The 17157-nt window shown below is 69.3% G+C and carries 16 protein-coding genes; all 16 read left to right on the top strand.

What is annotated here, in order from left to right; all coding sequences use genetic code 11:
* The first annotated feature begins 38 nt into the window (after nucleotides 1-38).
* The 16 genes from flhD to VHAB30_RS18390 all read left to right on the top strand — a co-directional run bounded on the left by flhD (nucleotide 39) and on the right by VHAB30_RS18390 (nucleotide 17156).
* Entirely contained in the window at nucleotides 39-407 is a 369-nt protein-coding gene (flhD, locus tag VHAB30_RS18465; RefSeq protein ID WP_370680118.1) for a flagellar transcriptional regulator FlhD, read from the top strand.
* Nucleotides 404-994 carry a flagellar transcriptional regulator FlhC gene (flhC, locus tag VHAB30_RS18460; RefSeq protein WP_062469371.1) on the top strand — a complete coding sequence of 197 codons (591 nt, stop codon included), beginning with the start codon at nucleotides 404-406 and terminating at the stop codon, nucleotides 992-994. The genes flhD and flhC overlap by 4 nt, the downstream gene beginning before the upstream one ends.
* 62 nt (nucleotides 995-1056) lie before the next feature.
* The gene (motA, locus tag VHAB30_RS18455; RefSeq protein ID WP_070061563.1) at nucleotides 1057-1917 is read left to right on the top strand and encodes a flagellar motor stator protein MotA; all 861 of its coding nucleotides are present in this window, start codon (nucleotides 1057-1059) and stop codon (nucleotides 1915-1917) included.
* A 13-nt stretch (nucleotides 1918-1930) separates the two neighbouring features.
* Nucleotides 1931-2839, top strand: a complete 909-nt coding sequence (gene motB / locus VHAB30_RS18450) for a flagellar motor protein MotB (protein WP_062469377.1) — start codon at nucleotides 1931-1933, stop codon at nucleotides 2837-2839.
* 52 nt (nucleotides 2840-2891) lie between these two features.
* On the top strand, nucleotides 2892-4901 hold the full coding sequence (gene cheA / locus VHAB30_RS18445; RefSeq protein WP_159278071.1) for a chemotaxis protein CheA: 2010 nt from the start codon (nucleotides 2892-2894) through the stop codon (nucleotides 4899-4901).
* A 22-nt stretch (nucleotides 4902-4923) separates the two neighbouring features.
* On the top strand, nucleotides 4924-6210 hold the full coding sequence (locus VHAB30_RS18440; RefSeq protein ID WP_159278070.1) for an EAL and HDOD domain-containing protein: 1287 nt from the start codon (nucleotides 4924-4926) through the stop codon (nucleotides 6208-6210).
* 91 nt (nucleotides 6211-6301) lie between these two features.
* Entirely contained in the window at nucleotides 6302-7129 is an 828-nt protein-coding gene (locus tag VHAB30_RS18435; RefSeq protein WP_159278381.1) for a CheR family methyltransferase, read from the top strand.
* Complete coding sequence (cheD, locus tag VHAB30_RS18430; RefSeq protein ID WP_062469392.1) at nucleotides 7126-7719, top strand: chemoreceptor glutamine deamidase CheD; 594 nt, start codon at nucleotides 7126-7128, stop codon at nucleotides 7717-7719. Before VHAB30_RS18435 ends, cheD begins: the two co-directional genes overlap by 4 nt.
* A 2-nt stretch (nucleotides 7720-7721) precedes the next feature.
* The gene (locus tag VHAB30_RS18425; protein WP_083259225.1) at nucleotides 7722-8813 is read left to right on the top strand and encodes a protein-glutamate methylesterase/protein-glutamine glutaminase; all 1092 of its coding nucleotides are present in this window, start codon (nucleotides 7722-7724) and stop codon (nucleotides 8811-8813) included.
* A 37-nt stretch (nucleotides 8814-8850) separates the two neighbouring features.
* Complete coding sequence (gene cheY / locus VHAB30_RS18420) at nucleotides 8851-9243, top strand: chemotaxis response regulator CheY (RefSeq protein WP_056582361.1); 393 nt, start codon at nucleotides 8851-8853, stop codon at nucleotides 9241-9243.
* A complete protein-coding gene (gene cheZ, locus VHAB30_RS18415; RefSeq protein WP_062469395.1) occupies nucleotides 9240-9884 on the top strand; it encodes a protein phosphatase CheZ in 645 nt (214 codons plus the stop codon). The genes cheY and cheZ overlap by 4 nt, the downstream gene beginning before the upstream one ends.
* Before the next feature lie 134 nt (nucleotides 9885-10018).
* A complete protein-coding gene (gene flhB / locus VHAB30_RS18410) occupies nucleotides 10019-11161 on the top strand; it encodes a flagellar biosynthesis protein FlhB (RefSeq protein WP_159278069.1) in 1143 nt (380 codons plus the stop codon).
* On the top strand, nucleotides 11158-13266 hold the full coding sequence (gene flhA / locus VHAB30_RS18405; RefSeq protein ID WP_159278068.1) for a flagellar biosynthesis protein FlhA: 2109 nt from the start codon (nucleotides 11158-11160) through the stop codon (nucleotides 13264-13266). Before flhB ends, flhA begins: the two co-directional genes overlap by 4 nt.
* Nucleotides 13263-15587 (top strand): flagellar biosynthesis protein FlhF, encoded by a 2325-nt coding sequence (flhF, locus tag VHAB30_RS18400; protein WP_159278067.1) that lies wholly within the window; start codon nucleotides 13263-13265, stop codon nucleotides 15585-15587. Before flhA ends, flhF begins: the two co-directional genes overlap by 4 nt.
* 5 nt (nucleotides 15588-15592) lie before the next feature.
* On the top strand, nucleotides 15593-16396 hold the full coding sequence (locus VHAB30_RS18395) for a MinD/ParA family ATP-binding protein (RefSeq protein ID WP_159278066.1): 804 nt from the start codon (nucleotides 15593-15595) through the stop codon (nucleotides 16394-16396).
* Between the two features lie 25 nt (nucleotides 16397-16421).
* Entirely contained in the window at nucleotides 16422-17156 is a 735-nt protein-coding gene (locus VHAB30_RS18390) for an RNA polymerase sigma factor FliA (RefSeq protein ID WP_070061574.1), read from the top strand.
* Nucleotide 17157: the final 1 nt, after the last annotated feature.

Below are 17157 nucleotides of genomic sequence, written 5' to 3'. Positions count from 1 at the left end.
CGTGCGGAGTCGACATGGAATCGGAAATGGAAGTAGACGTGGAAAATTGCAATGTCAACGCAGGCGGCGTGATTTCGAAGGAAATCGGCGAGATCAATCTGGCCTACATGCTGCTCGCGCAGAAGCTCGTGAAGCGGGACCGGGCGGAAGCCATGTTCCGTCTCGGCGTGGGGCGCGAACTGGCCGATCTGCTCATGAACATGTCGCTCAGCCAGATCGTGAAGCTGGCCGCGTCCAACTTCCTGCTGTGCAGCTTCCGCCTGGACGACCGGCCCATGTTCGCGGTGGTCGGCGAGGGCAAGGAGCCTGCGCTGCAGCAGGCCCACATGTCGATCCTGATGAGCGCGCGCCAGGCACAGGCCCAAGCCCAGCCGCAGATGCGCAAAGCAGGTTCGGCCAGCGCATGACTGCCAAGAGCATCCTGGGCGAGGTGCGGCAGGTGCAGCTCGCGGTCGAGCTCATCGGCCTGGGTGCGCGCCTGCAGTTCCTGGAGGCCGTGGTCGCGCTCAGCCGCGAGCGGTTGATCCGCCTGTACAAGGAACTCAAGGGCGTCTCGCCGCCCAAGGGCCTGCTGCCGTTCTCCACCGACTGGTACATGACCTGGCTGGCCAACATCCACTCGTCGATGTTCTACAACATCTACCGCTTCATGCGCGACGAGGCCGGCGAGGGCGAGCTGCCCGCGCTCATCAAGGCCTACCGCCTGTACACCGAGCAGGTCGAGTCGCAGGGCAGCGAGGTCGTGCTCGACTTCACGCGCGCCGAGACCATGGTGCGTTTCTTCGACAGCGACATGCTGCAGCTGAGCCCGTGCAGCCGCTGCGGCGGCCACTTCGTGGCGCATGCCCACGACCACAAGCACGGCTATGTGTGCGTGCTGTGCCGCCCGCCTTCGCGCGCGGGCAAGGCGCGCAAGCCCAAGCTCGAACCGGTGCGCCGCGGCGGACTCATTGCCGGCGGCCCGGTGCTCGACATCGGCGGCGCCGTCTCGTGAAAGTGCCCCGGCGCCCGGCGCGGGTTTTTTGTTTTGGACGCCTCAGGGCATAGGGGAAGCGCGTGCTGGTTCTGGTGGGATATCTGGTGGTGATCGGCGCCGTCTTCGGCGGCTACGGCCTCATGGGCGGGCATTTCGGCGTGCTGTTCCAGCCCGTGGAGCTGCTCATGATCGGCGGCTCCGCGCTCGGCGCGTTCATCGCGGGCAACAACGGCAAGACCATCAAGGCGACCATCCGGGAGTTGCCGCTCTTGCTGCGTTCTTCCAAGCACAACCGCCAGCTCTACATGGACCTGCTGGCGCTCCTGTACGAGCTGCTCGCCAAGGCCCGCAAGGAAGGCATGATGAAGCTCGAGTCCGACGTGGAAGCGCCGGAGCAGAGCGAGATCTTCGGCCGCTACCCGACCATCCTGGCGCACGAGGGCATCACCGTCTTCCTGTGCGACTACCTGCGCCTGGTCATCAGCGGCAACACCGATGCGCACGAGATCGAGGCCCTGATGGACCACGAGATCGACACCATCCGCCACGAGGCCGCGGTGCCCGGCCACAGCCTCTCGCGCGTGGGCGACGCACTGCCGGCGCTGGGCATCGTCGCGGCCGTGATGGGCGTGGTGCATGCGCTGGGATCGGCCCACCTGCCGCCGTCGGAGATGGGCGCGCTCATCGCGCACGCCATGGTCGGTACCTTCCTGGGCGTGCTGCTGGCCTACGGCTTCGTGTCGCCGCTGGCCTCGCTGATCGAGCAGAAGGTCGAAGAGGGCATGAAGATCTACCAGTGCGCCAAGGTCACGCTGCTGGCCAGCCTGAACGGCTACGCGCCGCAGCTGGCCGTGGAGTTCGGCCGCAAGGTGCTGTTCTCGACCGAGCGCCCCTCGTTCACCGAGCTGGACGACCACGTGCGCGAAGTCAAGGCACGCTGATTCTCTAACGGCCATGAGCGACGCGAAGCCCCGCATCATCATCAAGCGCGCCCACGGCGGCGGGCACGGCGGCGGCCACGCGGGCGGCGGCTGGAAGATCGCCTACGCCGACTTCATGACGGCCATGATGGCCTTCTTCCTCGTGATGTGGCTGCTGTCGATCTCCAGCCCCAAGCAGCGCGAAGGCATTGCCGAGCACTTTCGCATGCCGCTGCGCGTGGCGTTGGCGGGCGGCGACAAGAGCAGCATGAGCACCAGCATGATCCCCGGCGGCGGCGCCGACGTGATGCATGCCGAGGGCGAGGTGCGCCACACCGAGGCCGACAGCGAAGACGCGGCTGACGCCAGCCGCCTGGCCGAGATGAAGAAGAAGCTCGACGAGCTGATCGAGAAGAGCCCGGTGTTCCAGCAGTTCCGCTCGCAGATCCTCATCGACATCACCACCGAAGGCCTGCGCCTGCAGATCGTGGACAGCGAGAACCGCCCGATGTTCGAGCTGGCCAGCGCCCGCGTGGTGCCGCACATGCGCGCCATTCTTCGCGAGCTGGCGCCGGTGCTCAACGGCCTGCCCAACAAGCTCACGCTGTCGGGCCACACCGACGCCATCGTCTACACCAACGACCGTTCGTACGGCAACTGGGAGCTCTCGGCCGACCGCGCCAACGCCTCGCGCCGCGAGCTGGTCACGGGCGGCATGACCGAGGACAAGGTGCTGCGCGTGATCGGCCTGGCCGACAGCATGCACCTGGACCGCGCCGATCCGCGCAACCCCATCAACCGCCGCATCAGCATCATCCTGCTGAACCACCGCACGCAGGAGCGCATCGAGCGCGAGAACAGCAACGACGCCGGCGCCACGCGCATCGGCCTGCCGCCACCGGCCGCGCAGGCGCGCACCGCGGCAGGACACACGGCGGGATAACAAGAACAAGGAAGCGGCCGCGCGCGAGAGTGCGGGCCCCGGAGCACCACAGATGGACCTCAGTCAATTCACCCAGGCCTTCTTCGTCGAAGCCATCGAGCTGCTGGCGGAGATGGAGCAGCTGTTGCTCGACCTCGACGTCGAGGCGCCCGACGGCGAGCAGCTCAACGCCATCTTCCGCGCGGCGCACTCCATCAAGGGCGGTGCGGCCACGTTCGGTTTCACCGCCTTGACCCACACCACGCACGTGCTCGAAACGCTGCTGGACAGGGCCCGCCACGGGCAGCTGCACCTGAGCGCTCCGATGATCGATGCCTTTCTGGAAACGAAGGACGCCTTGCAAGAACAACTCACCGCCTACCAGGCCGGCAAGGAGCCGGACGCCGAGAGGGTCGCCCACATCTGCGGCGTGCTGCAGCAGCTGGCGATGGAGAACAACGCCGCCGCGCCCGTGCCGGCACCCGCGCCCGCACCGGCGCCTGTCGTTCAAGCCGCTGCGCCGGCCGATGAAGGCAGCAGCGGCGACGGCGTGCTGGTCGTGCGCTTCGCGCGCCTGTCCGACAGCGAATGCGAGCTGCTCGCCGGCGAGCTGACCAACCTGGGCACCGTGCTGACGCGCACGCGCAGCAACGACCAGCTGACCGTGCGGCTGGCCACCACCTGCGACCCCGACGACATCGTGGCCGTGTGCTGCTTCGTCATCGACGAATCGCAGATCGACATCACGCGCGAGGTGGCCGACGTTGCCGAACCTGTGGTCGCAGTTGAAGCACCGGTCGTGCAGCCACCCGCCGCGCCTGCACCGGTCGCCGCCGCGCCCGTGCCCGCCAGCGCCAAGGAATCCAGCTCCATCCGCGTCGACGTCGAGAAGGTCGACCAGCTCATCAACCTCGTGGGCGAGCTCGTCATCACGCAGTCGATGCTCACGCAGGCCGCGACCGTGCTCGACCCCGTGGCCTACGAGCGCTTCCTGAGCGGCCTGGGCCACCTGGAGCGCAACGCGCGCGACCTGCAGGAGTCGGTGATGTCGATCCGCATGATGCCGATGGACTACGTGTTCAGCCGCTTCCCGCGCGTGATCCGCGACGTGAGCGCCAAGCTCGGCAAGCAGGTGCGCCTGGACACCTACGGCAAGGAGACCGAGCTCGACAAGGGGCTCATCGAACGCATCGTCGATCCGCTCACGCACCTCGTGCGCAACAGCCTGGACCACGGCATCGAGGCCCCCGAGGTGCGCCTGGCCAAGGGCAAGGACGCCACCGGCCAGCTGCTGCTGTCGGCGCAGCACCACGGCGGCAACATCGTGATCGAGGTGAGCGACGACGGCGCCGGCCTGAACCGCGAGCGCATCCTCGACAAGGCGCGCCAGCAGGGCCTGCCGGTGAACGACGCCATGCCCGACGAAGAGGTGTGGCAGCTGATCTTCGCGCCCGGCTTCTCCACGGCCGAGCAGGTGACCGACATCTCGGGGCGCGGCGTGGGCATGGACGTGGTCAAGCGCAACATCCAGGAGATGGGCGGCCATGTCGAGATTCATTCGCGCGGCGGCCAGGGCACGTCCACGCGCATCGTCTTGCCGCTCACGCTGGCCATCCTCAACGGCATGTCGGTGCGCGTGGGCAGCGAGGCGTACATCCTGCCGCTGAGCTACGTGATCGAGTCGTTGCAGCCGCTGCCGGAGCACCTGCACTCCATCACCGCCGACGGCCACGTGATCCGCGTGCGCGGCGAGTACCTGCCGCTCATCGAGCTGCACCGCGTGTTCGACGTGGCCGGCGCGCAGACGCAGCCCACGCAGGGCATCCTGGTGATCGTGCAGGCCGACGACAGCCGCTTCGCGCTGCTGGTCGACGAACTGCTCGGCCAGCACCAGGTGGTGGTGAAGAACCTGGAGACCAACTACCGCAAGGTGCCGGGCATCTCGGCCGCCACCATCGTGGGCGACGGCAGCGTGGCCTTCATCGTCGACGTGGGCGCGATGCCGCGCATCCAGCGCGCGCAGGCCGCCAGCGCGGCGGCCCTGGCGGGCGCCGCGCGCCGCACCGACGCGCTGGCGTCCTGATCCCGACGCGAGGGACGGCCGCATGAGGTTCGATTTCTTCCGGCGCCCCGGCGTCGAAGGCAACGGCGCGCAAGCCGACGCAACGCCCGCCATCACGCCCGCAGTCGGTGCCGACGGCCACGTGGCCTACGCCATGCTGCTCGACGGCAAGCGCCGCGTGGTCGGCTACCGCATGGCCTGGCGCGCGGCCGGGCAGGGCACCGACGCGGGTGCGGCGGCCGGCGTCAAGGCGCTCATGGACACGCTGGGCCTGCACCTGAACCCGGGCGGCCACGGCTGGCTGCTGGGCGCACAGAGGGTGTTCGTCGACGTCACGGTCGATGCGCTGTTCCAGAGCGAGCTGCAGTCGCTGCCGCCGCGCAACGTCGTGCTGTGCATGAAGGCCGACGAGCTGATGGACGCCGACATGCGTTCCATCCTGCTGTTCCTGCGCGAGCAGGGCTTCGGCTTCATGCTGTGCGGCGGCGTCGCGCTGCCGGACGACGACGAGCTGCGCGCCATCGTCACGCACCGCGAGGTGCTGCCCTCCCAGCTGGCGGACGTGTCGCCCACTGGCCCGGCCCCCATCGCCGCGCGCGTGGCGAGCTGGGCCGAGTTCGAGGCCTGCGCCGCGCGCGGCGTGCAAGTGTTCGTCGACGGCGCCGTGCGCCTGCCGCCGGCGCGCGACAGCGCCGACGCGCTGCAGCCCGAGTCGCAGCTCATCGTGCACCTGATGCAGATGATCCTGCGTAACGAAGACGTGCGTGCCATCGAGGGCGCGCTCAAGCACGACGCCGCGCTCACCTACCGGCTGCTGCGCTACATCAACTCGCCCTCGGTCGGGTTGGCGGTCGAGATTCACTCGCTGCGCCATGCGGTCGCCATGCTCGGCTACTCGCCGCTGTACCGCTGGCTGTCGCTGCTGCTGGCCACCAGCAACAAGGTCAGCTCGCCCTTCATGATGAAGAAGGCCATCCTGCGCGGGCGTTTCGTCGAGCTGATGGGGCAGGGCATGCTGCCGCCCGGCGAGGCCGACAACCTGTTCGTCGCGGGCATGTTCTCGCTGCTCGACCAGCTGCTGGGCGTGCCCATGGAGGGCGTGCTGCGCAAGGTGCAGCTCACCGAGGCCGTGCAGCAGGCGATTCTGTCGCGCAGCGGCGTCTACGGCCCCTTCGTGGCGCTGGCCGAAAGCTGCGAGACCGACGACGGCCGCGCCGCGCGCCTGTCGGAGGCGCTCTTTTTGAGCGCCGCGCAGGTCAACGCCGCGCAGCTGTCGGCGCTGGTGTGGGCGCTCGACGCCGGCCCGGCCGTGACCGCGCCGCCTGCCTGACCCCCGGAAATGCAGGGCTTTTGCGCGTCTGATCGGCCGATTGGAAACGGCGGTTTCCGTGACCATTGAAAGTCACGCTTCCAGGCTGGCTGTGACGACCGAGTTCCACTTTACCGACCACGACTTCTCCAGAATCCGGACCCTCATCCATCGCCGCGCCGGCATCGCCCTGGGCGAGCAGAAGCGGCAGATGGTGTACAGCCGGCTGTCGCGGCGCCTGCGCGAGCTGCAGCTGCCGGCGTTCGCGCCGTACCTGGACCAGCTCGAGGCGCGCCACGACGGCGACGAGTGGCAGCTGTTCATCAATGCGCTCACCACCAACCTGACCTCGTTCTTTCGCGAGGCGCACCACTTTCCCACGCTGGCCGACCATGTGCGCAAGCGCCCGGGCCCGGTCACCGTGTGGTGCGCCGCCGCCTCGACGGGCGAGGAGCCGTATTCGATCGCCATCACGCTGATGGAAGCGCTGGGCGAGCGCGCGGGCTCGGCCCGCGTCATCGCCAGCGACATCGACACGGCGGTGCTGGCCAAGGCCGCCACCGGCGTCTTCACCACCGAGCAGGTGCGGCGCCTGTCGCCCGAGCGGCTGCGGCGCTTCTTCAACAAGGGCACTGGCACCAACGCCGGCAAGGTGCGCGTGCGTCCCGAGGTGGCCACGCTGGTGAAGTTCTCGCGCGTGAACCTGCTGGACAGCGCCTGGTCGGTGAAGGAGCCGGTGGACGCGATCTTCTGCCGCAACGTGATGATCTATTTCGACAAGCCGACGCAGAAGAAGGTGCTCGACCGCTTCGCGCCGCTGCTCAAGCCGGGCGGCCTGCTGTTCGCCGGGCATTCCGAGAACGCCTCGCTCGTCAACCCGGCCTTCCGCCCGCTGGGGCAGACGGTGTACGAGCTGTCGCGCACCCCGGGCATCGCATGAGCCTGGCGAGCCACCACTACTTCGACCGCGATGTCGGGCGCATGGCCGTCAAGCTGCTGCCTTCCGAGTACTACGTGACCACCGACCACACCGTGCTGAGCACCGTGCTCGGCTCCTGCGTGGCTGCCTGCCTGCACGACGCGCAGGCGGGCGTGGCCGGCATGAACCACTTCATGCTGCCCGACGACGGCGAGCCCGGTGGCGGCTCGATGCGCTACGGCGCCTTCGCGATGGACGTGCTGGTGCGCGAACTGGTGCGCGCGGGCGCGCGGCGCGAGCGGCTGCAGGCCAAGGTGTTCGGCGGCGGCGCCGTGCTGGCCGGCATGACCACGCTCAACATCGGCGACCGCAACGCCGACTTCGTGCTGCGCTACCTGGAGGCGGAACGCATCGAAGTGGCGGCGCAGGACCTGCGCGGACCGCACGCGCGCCGCGTGTGCTTCCTGCCCGAGAGCGGCAAGGCCGTGGTGCGCCGCCTGCGCGCGCAGACCGAGGTGCTGCGGGTGCGCCGCGACGAAGGCGAGCTGCTGCGCCGGCTGTCGGTGCCCGCCGCGCCGCACGAGATCGACAGAACCAAAGGAAGCCGGTGAGCCTGCCAAGCAAGAAAAAGATCAAGGTGCTCTGCGTCGACGATTCGGCGCTGATCCGCAGCGTGATGAGCGAGATCATCAACAGCCAGAGCGACATGACCGTGGTCGGCACCGCGGCCGACCCGCTGGTGGCGCGCGACCTCATCAAGGTCACCAACCCCGACGTGCTCACGCTCGACGTCGAAATGCCGCGCATGGACGGGCTGGAGTTTCTCGAGAAGCTCATGCGCCTGCGGCCGATGCCGGTGGTCATGGTGTCATCGCTCACCGAGCGCGGCTCGGAGATCGCGCTGCGCGCGCTGGAGCTGGGCGCCATCGACTTCGTGACCAAGCCGCGCCTGGGCGTGCGCGACGGCCTGCTCAACTACACCGAACTCATCGCCGGCAAGATCCGCACGGCGGCCAGTGCGCGGCTGCTGCCCGCGCGCCCAGCGGCCACGGCGGCGCGGCCCGCCCACGAGGCGGCACCCGAGGCGCTGCTGCGCAGCCCGCTGCTGAGCACCGAGAAGCTGCTCATCATCGGCGCCTCCACCGGCGGCACCGAGGCCATCCGCGAGGTGCTGCAGCCGCTGCCGCCCGACGCGCCCGCGGTGCTCATCGCGCAGCACATGCCGGCCGGCTTCACGCGCTCCTTCGCGCAGCGCCTGGACGGCCTGTGCCGCATCCGCGTGAAGGAGGCGGAGCAGGGCGAGCGCGTGCTGCCGGGCCATGCCTACATCGCGCCGGGCGGCTTTCACCTGTCGCTGGCGCGCAGCGGCGCCAACTACGTGGCGCACCTGGACCAGGAGCCGCCCGTGAACCGCCACCGGCCGTCGATTGACGTGCTGTTCGATTCGGCCGCCAAGCACGCGGGCAAGAACGCCATCGGAATCATCCTCACGGGCATGGGCAAGGACGGCGCCGAGGGCCTGCTGCGCATGCGGCGCGCGGGCGCGCACACGCTGGCGCAGGACGAGGCCAGCTGCGTGGTCTTCGGCATGCCGCGCGAGGCGGTGGCGCTGGGCGCGGTGGACGAGGTGTCGCCGCTGAACGAGATCAGTCGCCGCGTGATGGCGCACCTTCGCACGTTCGGTGAACGTGCGAACCGGGTATGACGAGTTTGAACAACGACCTGTGGAGCTGGAAAAAATCGTGATCGACAAGAGCATCAAGATCCTGGTGGTGGATGACTTCCCGACCATGCGGCGCATCGTGCGCAACCTGTTGAAGGAGCTGGAGTTCCTCAACGTCGACGAGGCCGAGGACGGCGTGGCCGGTCTGGAGAAGCTGCGCGGCGGCAGCTTCGGCTTCGTGGTCTCCGACTGGAACATGCCGAACATGGACGGCCTGACCATGCTGCAGACCATCCGCGCCGACCCCGAGCTGAAGACGCTGCCGGTGCTGATGGTCACGGCCGAGGCCAAGAAGGAAAACATCGTCGCGGCCGCGCAGGCCGGCGCCAACGGCTACGTGGTGAAGCCCTTCACCGCGGCGACGCTGGAAGAGAAGATCACCAAGATCTTCGAGAAGCTGGCCAAGGCATGAGCCAGGACACCGCCGGCGCGGCAGACGCCACCAACAACACCACCGAAGAACTGCTGGGCCGCATCGGCCACCTCACGCGCCAATTGCGCGAAGGCCTGCGCGAACTGGGCCTGGACAAGCAGGTGGCCAAGGCCGCGCAGGCCATTCCCGATGCGCGCGACCGCCTCAACTACGTGGCGGCCACCACCGAGCGCGCCGCGCACCGCGCGCTCAACGCCATCGACGTGGCGCAGCCGCTGCAGGAGGCCCTGGCCACCGACGCCAAGGCCCTGACGCAGCGCTGGGACCAGTGGTTCGAGAACCCGATCGAACTCGACCAGGCGCGCGAGCTCGTGCTGGACACGCGCGGCTACCTGAACGACGTGCCCCAGCGCGCCAGCGCCATCAACACGCAGCTCATGGAGATCCTGATGGCGCAGGACTTCCAGGACCTCACGGGCCAGGTCATCAAGAAGATGATGGAAGTCGTCAACGACGTCGAGACGCAGCTGCTGCAGGTGCTGATCGACAACTCGCCGCCCGAGAAGCGCCACGAGGCCGTGCAGAGCCTGCAGAACGGGCCGCAGGTGAAGCCCGGCAACCCCGACGCCGTGACCGACCAGGCACAGGTCGACGACCTGCTCGAGAGCCTCGGCTTCTGAGCCGCTTTCAGCCTGCTTGATTGGCCGAATTGCAGGGCGATACCGGTCCTGATCGGCAGATTGTTCCGCACCACCGGATCCAATAATTTGGTTCTGGGCAAGGCGTACTTCGCCAGTGCTGGTTCGGAGCATGAATGGCTGAGGAAAGCGATCTCGAGAAAACGGAACCCGCCTCCGAGCGGCGCCTGGAGAAGGCGCGCGAGGAAGGCAACGTGGCCCGTTCGCGCGAGCTCACCACCTTCGTCATGCTCGCCACCGCGAGCGCCGGCCTGTGGCTGGCGGGCGAGTCGCTCGGCGCGAGCCTGAGCGGCGCGCTGCGACGCGGCCTGCAGTTCGAACGCGCCAGCGCCTTCGACCCCGCGCACATGCTCTCGCAGAGCGGGCTCATGGTGCTGCACGCACTCATGGCCATCGGGCCGCTGTTCGCCATGATGGTGGTGGCCGCCGTGGCGGCGCCGCTGATGCTCGGCGGCTGGATGTTCTCCGGCAAGGCCGTTGCACCCAACTTCGGCAAGCTCAATCCCCTGGCCGGCATCGGCCGCATGGTCTCGGCGCAGGCACTGGCCGAGCTGGTGAAGGCGCTGGCCAAGTCGGCGCTCATCGGCGGCGTGGCGTGGTGGGTCATCGTGGACGACATCGAGGCGGTGATGGCGCTCATGTCGCAGCCTGCGCACGAGGCGCTGCCGCATGCACTGGTGCTGGTGGCCAAGCACTGCGCGCTCATCGCCGCCACGCTCTTTCTCGTCGCGCTCGTCGACGTGCCGTTCCAGCTGTGGAACTACTACCGCAAGCTGCGCATGTCGCGCGAGGACGTGCGCCAGGAGCACAAGGAAAGCGAAGGCGATCCGCACATCAAGGCGCAGATCCGCCGGCAACAGCAGCAGATGGCACGCCGTCGCATGATGGCCGAGGTGCCCAAGGCCGACATCGTGCTCACCAACCCGACGCACTTCGCCGTCGCGCTGCAGTACCTGGACAGCGACATGCGCGCACCGCGCGTGGTCGCCAAGGGCACCGAGCTGGTGGCCGCGCGCATCCGCGAGATGGCCAGGGAACACAAGGTCGCGATCCTGGAGGCGCCGCCGCTCACGCGCGCGCTGTATCGGCACACGAAGCTGGGCGAGGAAATTCCGGCGGGGCTGTACACCGCCGTGGCCGAGGTGCTGGCCTGGGTGTACCAGCTCAAGCGCTGGAACAGCGAGGGCGGCGAGGCGCCGCGCACGCCGACCGACCTGCCGGTGCCGGCCGACCTGCAGTATTCGCCGGCGGTGGCATGAACGGACTGAACGACCTGATGCGCCTGCCGGCGCGGATCTTCTCCGGCTCGCAGTTCAAGGGGCTGGCGGGCCCGATCCTCATCATCCTCATCCTGAGCATGATGGTGCTGCCGCTGCCGCCCTTCCTGCTCGACCTGCTGTTCACCTTCAACATCGCGCTGTCGGTGATGGTGCTGCTGGTGAGCATGTACACCATGAAGGCGCTGGACTTCGCGGCCTTTCCGGCGGTGCTGCTGTTCTCGACGCTGCTGCGCCTGTCGCTCAACGTGGCCTCCACGCGCGTGGTGCTCATGCACGGCCACACCGGGCCCGACGCGGCCGGCAAGGTGATCGAGGCCTTCGGCCACTTCCTCGTGGGCGGCAACTTCGCGGTGGGCGTGATGGTGTTCATCATCCTCGTGCTCATCAACTTCATGGTGATCACCAAGGGCGCGGGCCGCATCGCCGAGGTGGGCGCGCGCTTCATGCTCGACGCGATGCCGGGCAAGCAGATGGCGATCGACGCCGACCTCAACGCCGGCCTGATCGGCGAAGAGATCGCCCGCAAGCGCCGCGCCGAGGTGGCGCAGGAGGCCGACTTCTACGGCTCGATGGACGGTGCCAGCAAGTTCGTGCGCGGCGACGCGATCGCGGGCCTGCTCATCATGGTGATCAACATCATCGGCGGGCTGGTGGTCGGCATGCTGCAGCACGGGCTCGACTTCTCCACGGCCGGCAAGACCTACACGCTGCTGGCCATCGGCGACGGCCTGGTGGCGCAGATTCCGGCGCTGGTGATCTCCACCGCGGCCGGCGTGATCGTGTCGCGCGTGACCACCGACGAGGACGTGGGCAGCCAGCTCACGGGCCAGCTCTTTTCCAACCCGCAGGTGCTGTTCCTCACGGCCGGCATCGTCGGCCTGCTGGGCATGATCCCCGGCATGCCGAACCTGGCCTTCCTGCTGATCGCGGGCGGCCTGGTGTGGCTCGGCAGGCGGCTGGTGCAGCGCAAGCCGCAGGCGGCCGCGCAACAGGCCGCCGCGGCCGCCGCCACGCAGGGGGCGGGCGTGCCCGCCTCGGCCGAGCAGGCCGAAGCCACCTGGGACGACGTGGCCATGGTCGATCCGCTGGGCATGCAGGTCGGCTACCGGCTGATCCCGCTGGTGGACCAGTCGCAGCAGGGCGAGCTGCTGGGCCGCATCAAGAGCATCCGCAAGAAGATCGCGCAGGAGCTGGGCTTCCTGGTGCCGGTGGTCCACATCCGCGACAACCTGGAGATCAAGCCCAACGCCTACGTCATCAGCCTGAAGGACGTGGAGATCGGCCGCGGCGAAGCCTTCCCGAACCAGTGGATGGCGATCAACCCCGGCCAGGTGACGGGCACGCTGACGGGTACGCCCACGCGCGACCCGGCCTTCGGCCTGGAGGCCACCTGGATCGACGCCAGCCTGCGCCAGCAGGCGCAGGTGTACGGCTACACCGTGGTTGATGCCTGCACCGTGATGGCCACGCACCTGAACCACCTCATCCACACCCACGCGGCCGAGCTGCTGGGCCGTCAGGAAGTGCAGCAGCTGCTCGACCAGATCGCCAAGACCGCGCCCAAGCTCACCGAAGACCTGGTGCCCAAGGTGCTGTCGCTGAGCACGCTGCACAAGGTGCTGCAGAACCTGCTCGACGAAGAGGTGCCGATCCGCGACATGCGCACCATCCTGGACGTGATGGCCGAGCACGCGCCCACGGTGAAAGACCCGACCGAGCTCACCACGCTCACGCGCCTGGCGCTGGGCCGCGCCATCACGCAGCAGCTGTTCCCGGGCGACGAGGAGATGCAGGTGATCGGCCTGGACGGCTCGCTCGACAGCGTGCTGCAGCAGGCCCTGAACAACAGCAGTGGCATCGAGCCGGGCATTGCCGACAACCTGCTCAAGCAGGCGCAGGCCGCCATGGTGCGCCAGGAGCAGATGGGGCTGGCGCCGGTGCTGGTCGTGCAGCACGCGCTGCGCGTGCTGCTGTCTCGCTTTTTGCGGCGCAGCCTGCCGCAGCTCAAGGTGCTCTCGCACGCCGAGATCCCTGACGCCCGGACCATCAAGATCACCGCCGCCATTGGAGGACGAGCCGTTTGAATCCACAGATCGACGTGCGCACCACCGCACGCAAATTCGTCGCCGCCACCGGCCGCGAGGCCCTGCGCCTGGTGCGCGAATCGCTCGGCGCCGAGGCCATCGTGCTCACGCACCGCGCCACCGCGCAGGGCGTCGAGATCGTCGCCATGGCCGAGGGCGATGTGCAGCAGACGGTGCAGGCCGCGGTGCCCGCAGTCGTGCCTGTCACGGCCACATCCGCCGACCCGACCGTGCTCAGCGAACTCCATTCGATGCGCGGCATGATCGAGGAACAGCTCGCCAGCGTGGTCTGGAGCGACAGCCAGCGCCGCGACCCGGTGCGCGGTCGCCTGCTGCGCACGCTGCTGGGCGCCGGCTTCAGCGCGCGCCTGTCGAAGGCCATGCTCGAGAAGCTGCCGACGGGCCAGAGCTACGCCGACGGCATGGCCTTCGTGCGCTCCGAGCTCGTGCGCGCGGTGCCGGTGCATGAAGACGAAGACGCGCTGTTCGCGCAGGGCGGCGTCTATGCCTTGATGGGCCCGACCGGCGTTGGCAAGACCACCACCACCGCCAAGCTGGCCGCGCGCTGCGTGATGCGCTTCGGCGCCGACAAGCTCGCGCTCGTCACCACCGACAGCTACCGCATCGGCGCCTACGAGCAGCTGCGCATCTACGGCCAGATCCTCAACGTGCCGGTGCATGCGGTGAAGGACGCGGCCGACCTGCAGCTGGTGCTGCACGACCTGCGCGACCGCCACATGGTGCTCATCGACACCGTCGGCATGAGCCAGCGCGACCGCGCCGTGCCCGAGCAGATCGCCATGCTCGGCAGCAGCCAGCGGCCGGTGAAGCGGCTGCTGCTGCTCAACGCCACCAGCCACGGCGACACGCTCAACGAGGTGGTGCACGCCTACCGCCAGGGCCATGCGCTGGCGGGCTGCATCTTCACCAAGGTCGACGAGGCCACGCATCCGGGCGCGCTGATCGACACCGTGATCCGCCACCGCCTGCCGGTGCACTACATCTCGGGCGGACAGAAGGTGCCCGAGAACCTGCTGCGCGCCGACCGCGTGCAGCTGGTGGACAGCGTGTTCCAGCCGCGCCAGCACAGCCCGCTCTTCGTGCCGGCCGAGGCCGACCTGCCCGACGAGGCCACGCCTTCGCCGCAGGCGCAGGGCGAGACCGATCGCCTGCGCTTGCGCTACCAGAGCCTGATCCGTGCGATGGCGCACGACGCGCAGGAACTGGCGACGACCGCCGGCGCGCTCGCCGGGGCGCACATCGGCTTCGATGGCGCACGCACGCTGTGGCGTCAGGCCGGTGACGAGGCCGTCGATGCCAAGGCCGTGCTGCACGAGCTGTCGACGTTCGCGCGCGGCGAGGTGGCGGTGGGCTGCGACACCCACGTGCTCGCGCTGGCCGGGCAGGTGGGCCTGCGCGCGACCGACAGCGGCGACGCCTACGTGTGCCATGGCAGCCTGCTGCTGTCGGACCGCAGCGGCCTGCCGCTGGCGGCACCGAACCAGTGGCTTTCGACCGCTGCGGCGCGTCAGTCGGCCGCACCGGGCCAGCGTCAGGCGCAGTGGCTTCAGCAACAGGATTTCGGCAAGCGACTCGTGCATGTGCTGGGCAAGCCGCCGGCGGTCGAACAGATGCTGGCGTGGCAGGCCGAAGGCACGCAGTGGTTGGCGCGCGCGCCCGGCAGCACCGCCGTGACGGATGCGCACACCGGTGCCGCGACCACGCTCGCGCGCCTGGCCTTCGCGTTCGACGATGCGACCGAGCGGCCCGTGCGCTATCGCGGCAAGGCTGCACTGCAATGCGAAGCGCAGTTCGAGGTGTTGCCGCGTACCGCCATCGATCGCGACACCCTGCCCACGCTGCGCTGCGTGGCCGTGCGCGTGGTCGACGCGCGCAGCCGCAAGCTGCTGTCGCACACCTGCGTGCTCACCAACTTGGGCGACGAAGTCGGCGCACCTCAGCTCGCGCAATGGCAGGGCTGGGCCGCCGACGCCGAGCCGTGCTTCCGCCTGCTGCGCGACGGCGTGCAGCTCGTGGGCGGCATGGGCGAACCGGGTGATCCGCACATGATGAAGCGCCTGCTCGTCGCCGGCCAGGTCACGACCACCGTGTGGCGCCTGCTGCAGGCCGAAGGCGAATGGGCCGACCGCACGCGCCTGCTGCTGGGCCAGCTCACGGGCCGCGCCACGCGCGCCGGCCGCGCGCTGACGGGCGGCGCGCTGTACGCGGGCGTGGGCAAGCTGTTCCTGCTGCTCGATGCGCTGGGCACCGAATCGGCCGCGCCCGCGCGAGCGCCGCGCGCGCTGGAACGCCTGGGCTGAAGGCGATGAGCGCACGCGTCACGGACCAGGCCGACGGGCTGCGCCGGTTGCTCGGGAAGGCGCCGGTGCGCGTCGTCGCCGTCGCGGGCATGGGCCCCGGCGCGGGCGCGACCACGGCCGCGATGAGCCTGGGCGCGGCGCTGGCGCAGCAGGGCAAGGACGTGCTGTTGCTCGATGAACACCATCCGAAGGTGCGCTCGGTGTGCGACGTGTGGGCGCTCGGCCCGCGCGGCACGCTGGCCGATGTGGCGGGGCGGCGGTTGCGCATCGACCAGGCCGCTGCGAGCGCGGTGTGCGGCGTGCAGGTGCTGCCCGCATCACCCGGCGCGACCATCGATCCGCGCACGCTGTGGCCGCGCGGCATCGTGCTCGTCGATGCGGCCTTCGACGGCGAAGGCTGCCTGTCGCCGCTGGCGCAGGGCGCCGACGAACTGCTGCTCGTGCTGCAGCCGCACCCGGCGGCCATCACCTCGGCCTATGCGGGCATCAAGCGCCTGCACCGCGCGCATGCGCTGAAGCAGCTGCGCTTTTTGCTCAACGGCGTGGCCGATGCGGGCACCGCGCAGCAGGTCATGCACAACCTCGCGCAGGCCGCCAGCCGCTACCTTGCGCTGTCGCTGCTGCCCGTGGGCTGGGTGCGCACCGACCCTTGGCTCGCTGATGCGGCGCGGCTGCGCCAGACCGTGGTCGAGGCCTTTCCGGCCAGCGCGGCGGCGGTCGATTTCCGCGCCATCGCCGACGACATGGGCCGCTGGACCTGGCGCACGCCCGCGCGGCCGGCCGTGTTCCCGCAGGCGCTCGCGGCCTGAGACACGACCACGAGGACGGACGGCCGTGTACACCGCACAGGGCACCATCGAGAAATCGCATCTGCTGGAACAGCACCAGCCGCTGGTGCGCCGCATCGCGCTGCAGATGATGGCGCGGCTGCCGGCCAGCGTGGAGCTGGACGACCTGATCCAGGCCGGCATGCTCGGCCTGCTCGATGCGTCGAGCCGCTACCAGGACCACCGCGGCGCGCAGTTCGAGACCTTCGTCAGCCAGCGCATCCGTGGCGCCATGCTCGACGAGCTGCGCGCCAGCGACTGGGGTTCGCGCGGGCTGCGCCAGTCGGCGCGCGGCATCGAGAAGGCGATCCAGGCGCTGGGCCACCGGCTGGGCCGCGCGCCCACCGAAGGCGAGATCGCGAAGGAGCTGAAGGTCGACCTGGACACCTACCAGTCGATGCTGCAGGACATCCAGGGCTGCCAGCTGCTGTACGTGGAAGACTTCGCCAAGGGCGACCCCGACAACCCCTTTCTCGACCTGCATGCGCAGGAGGCGCGCAAGGGGCGCGGCGACTTCGACGACCCGCTCGCGCGCCTGCTCGAAAGCGGCTTTCGCCACCAGCTGGTGGACGCCATTGGCGCGCTGCCCGAGCGCGACCAGCTGCTGCTCAAGCTCTACTACGAGGAAGAGCTGAACCTGCGCGAGATCGGCGCGGTGCTCGAGGTGAGCCAGTCGCGCGTGTGCCAGCTGCACGGCCAGGCGGTGAGCCGGCTGCGCGCGAAGCTGAAGGACTCTTTGTAGA

Source organism: Variovorax boronicumulans, assembly GCF_009811375.1.
GTDB lineage: Bacteria > Pseudomonadota > Gammaproteobacteria > Burkholderiales > Burkholderiaceae_C > Variovorax > Variovorax boronicumulans.
Note: the sequence above shows the minus strand (reverse complement) of the source record. Positions and strands in the feature narration are given on the sequence as shown.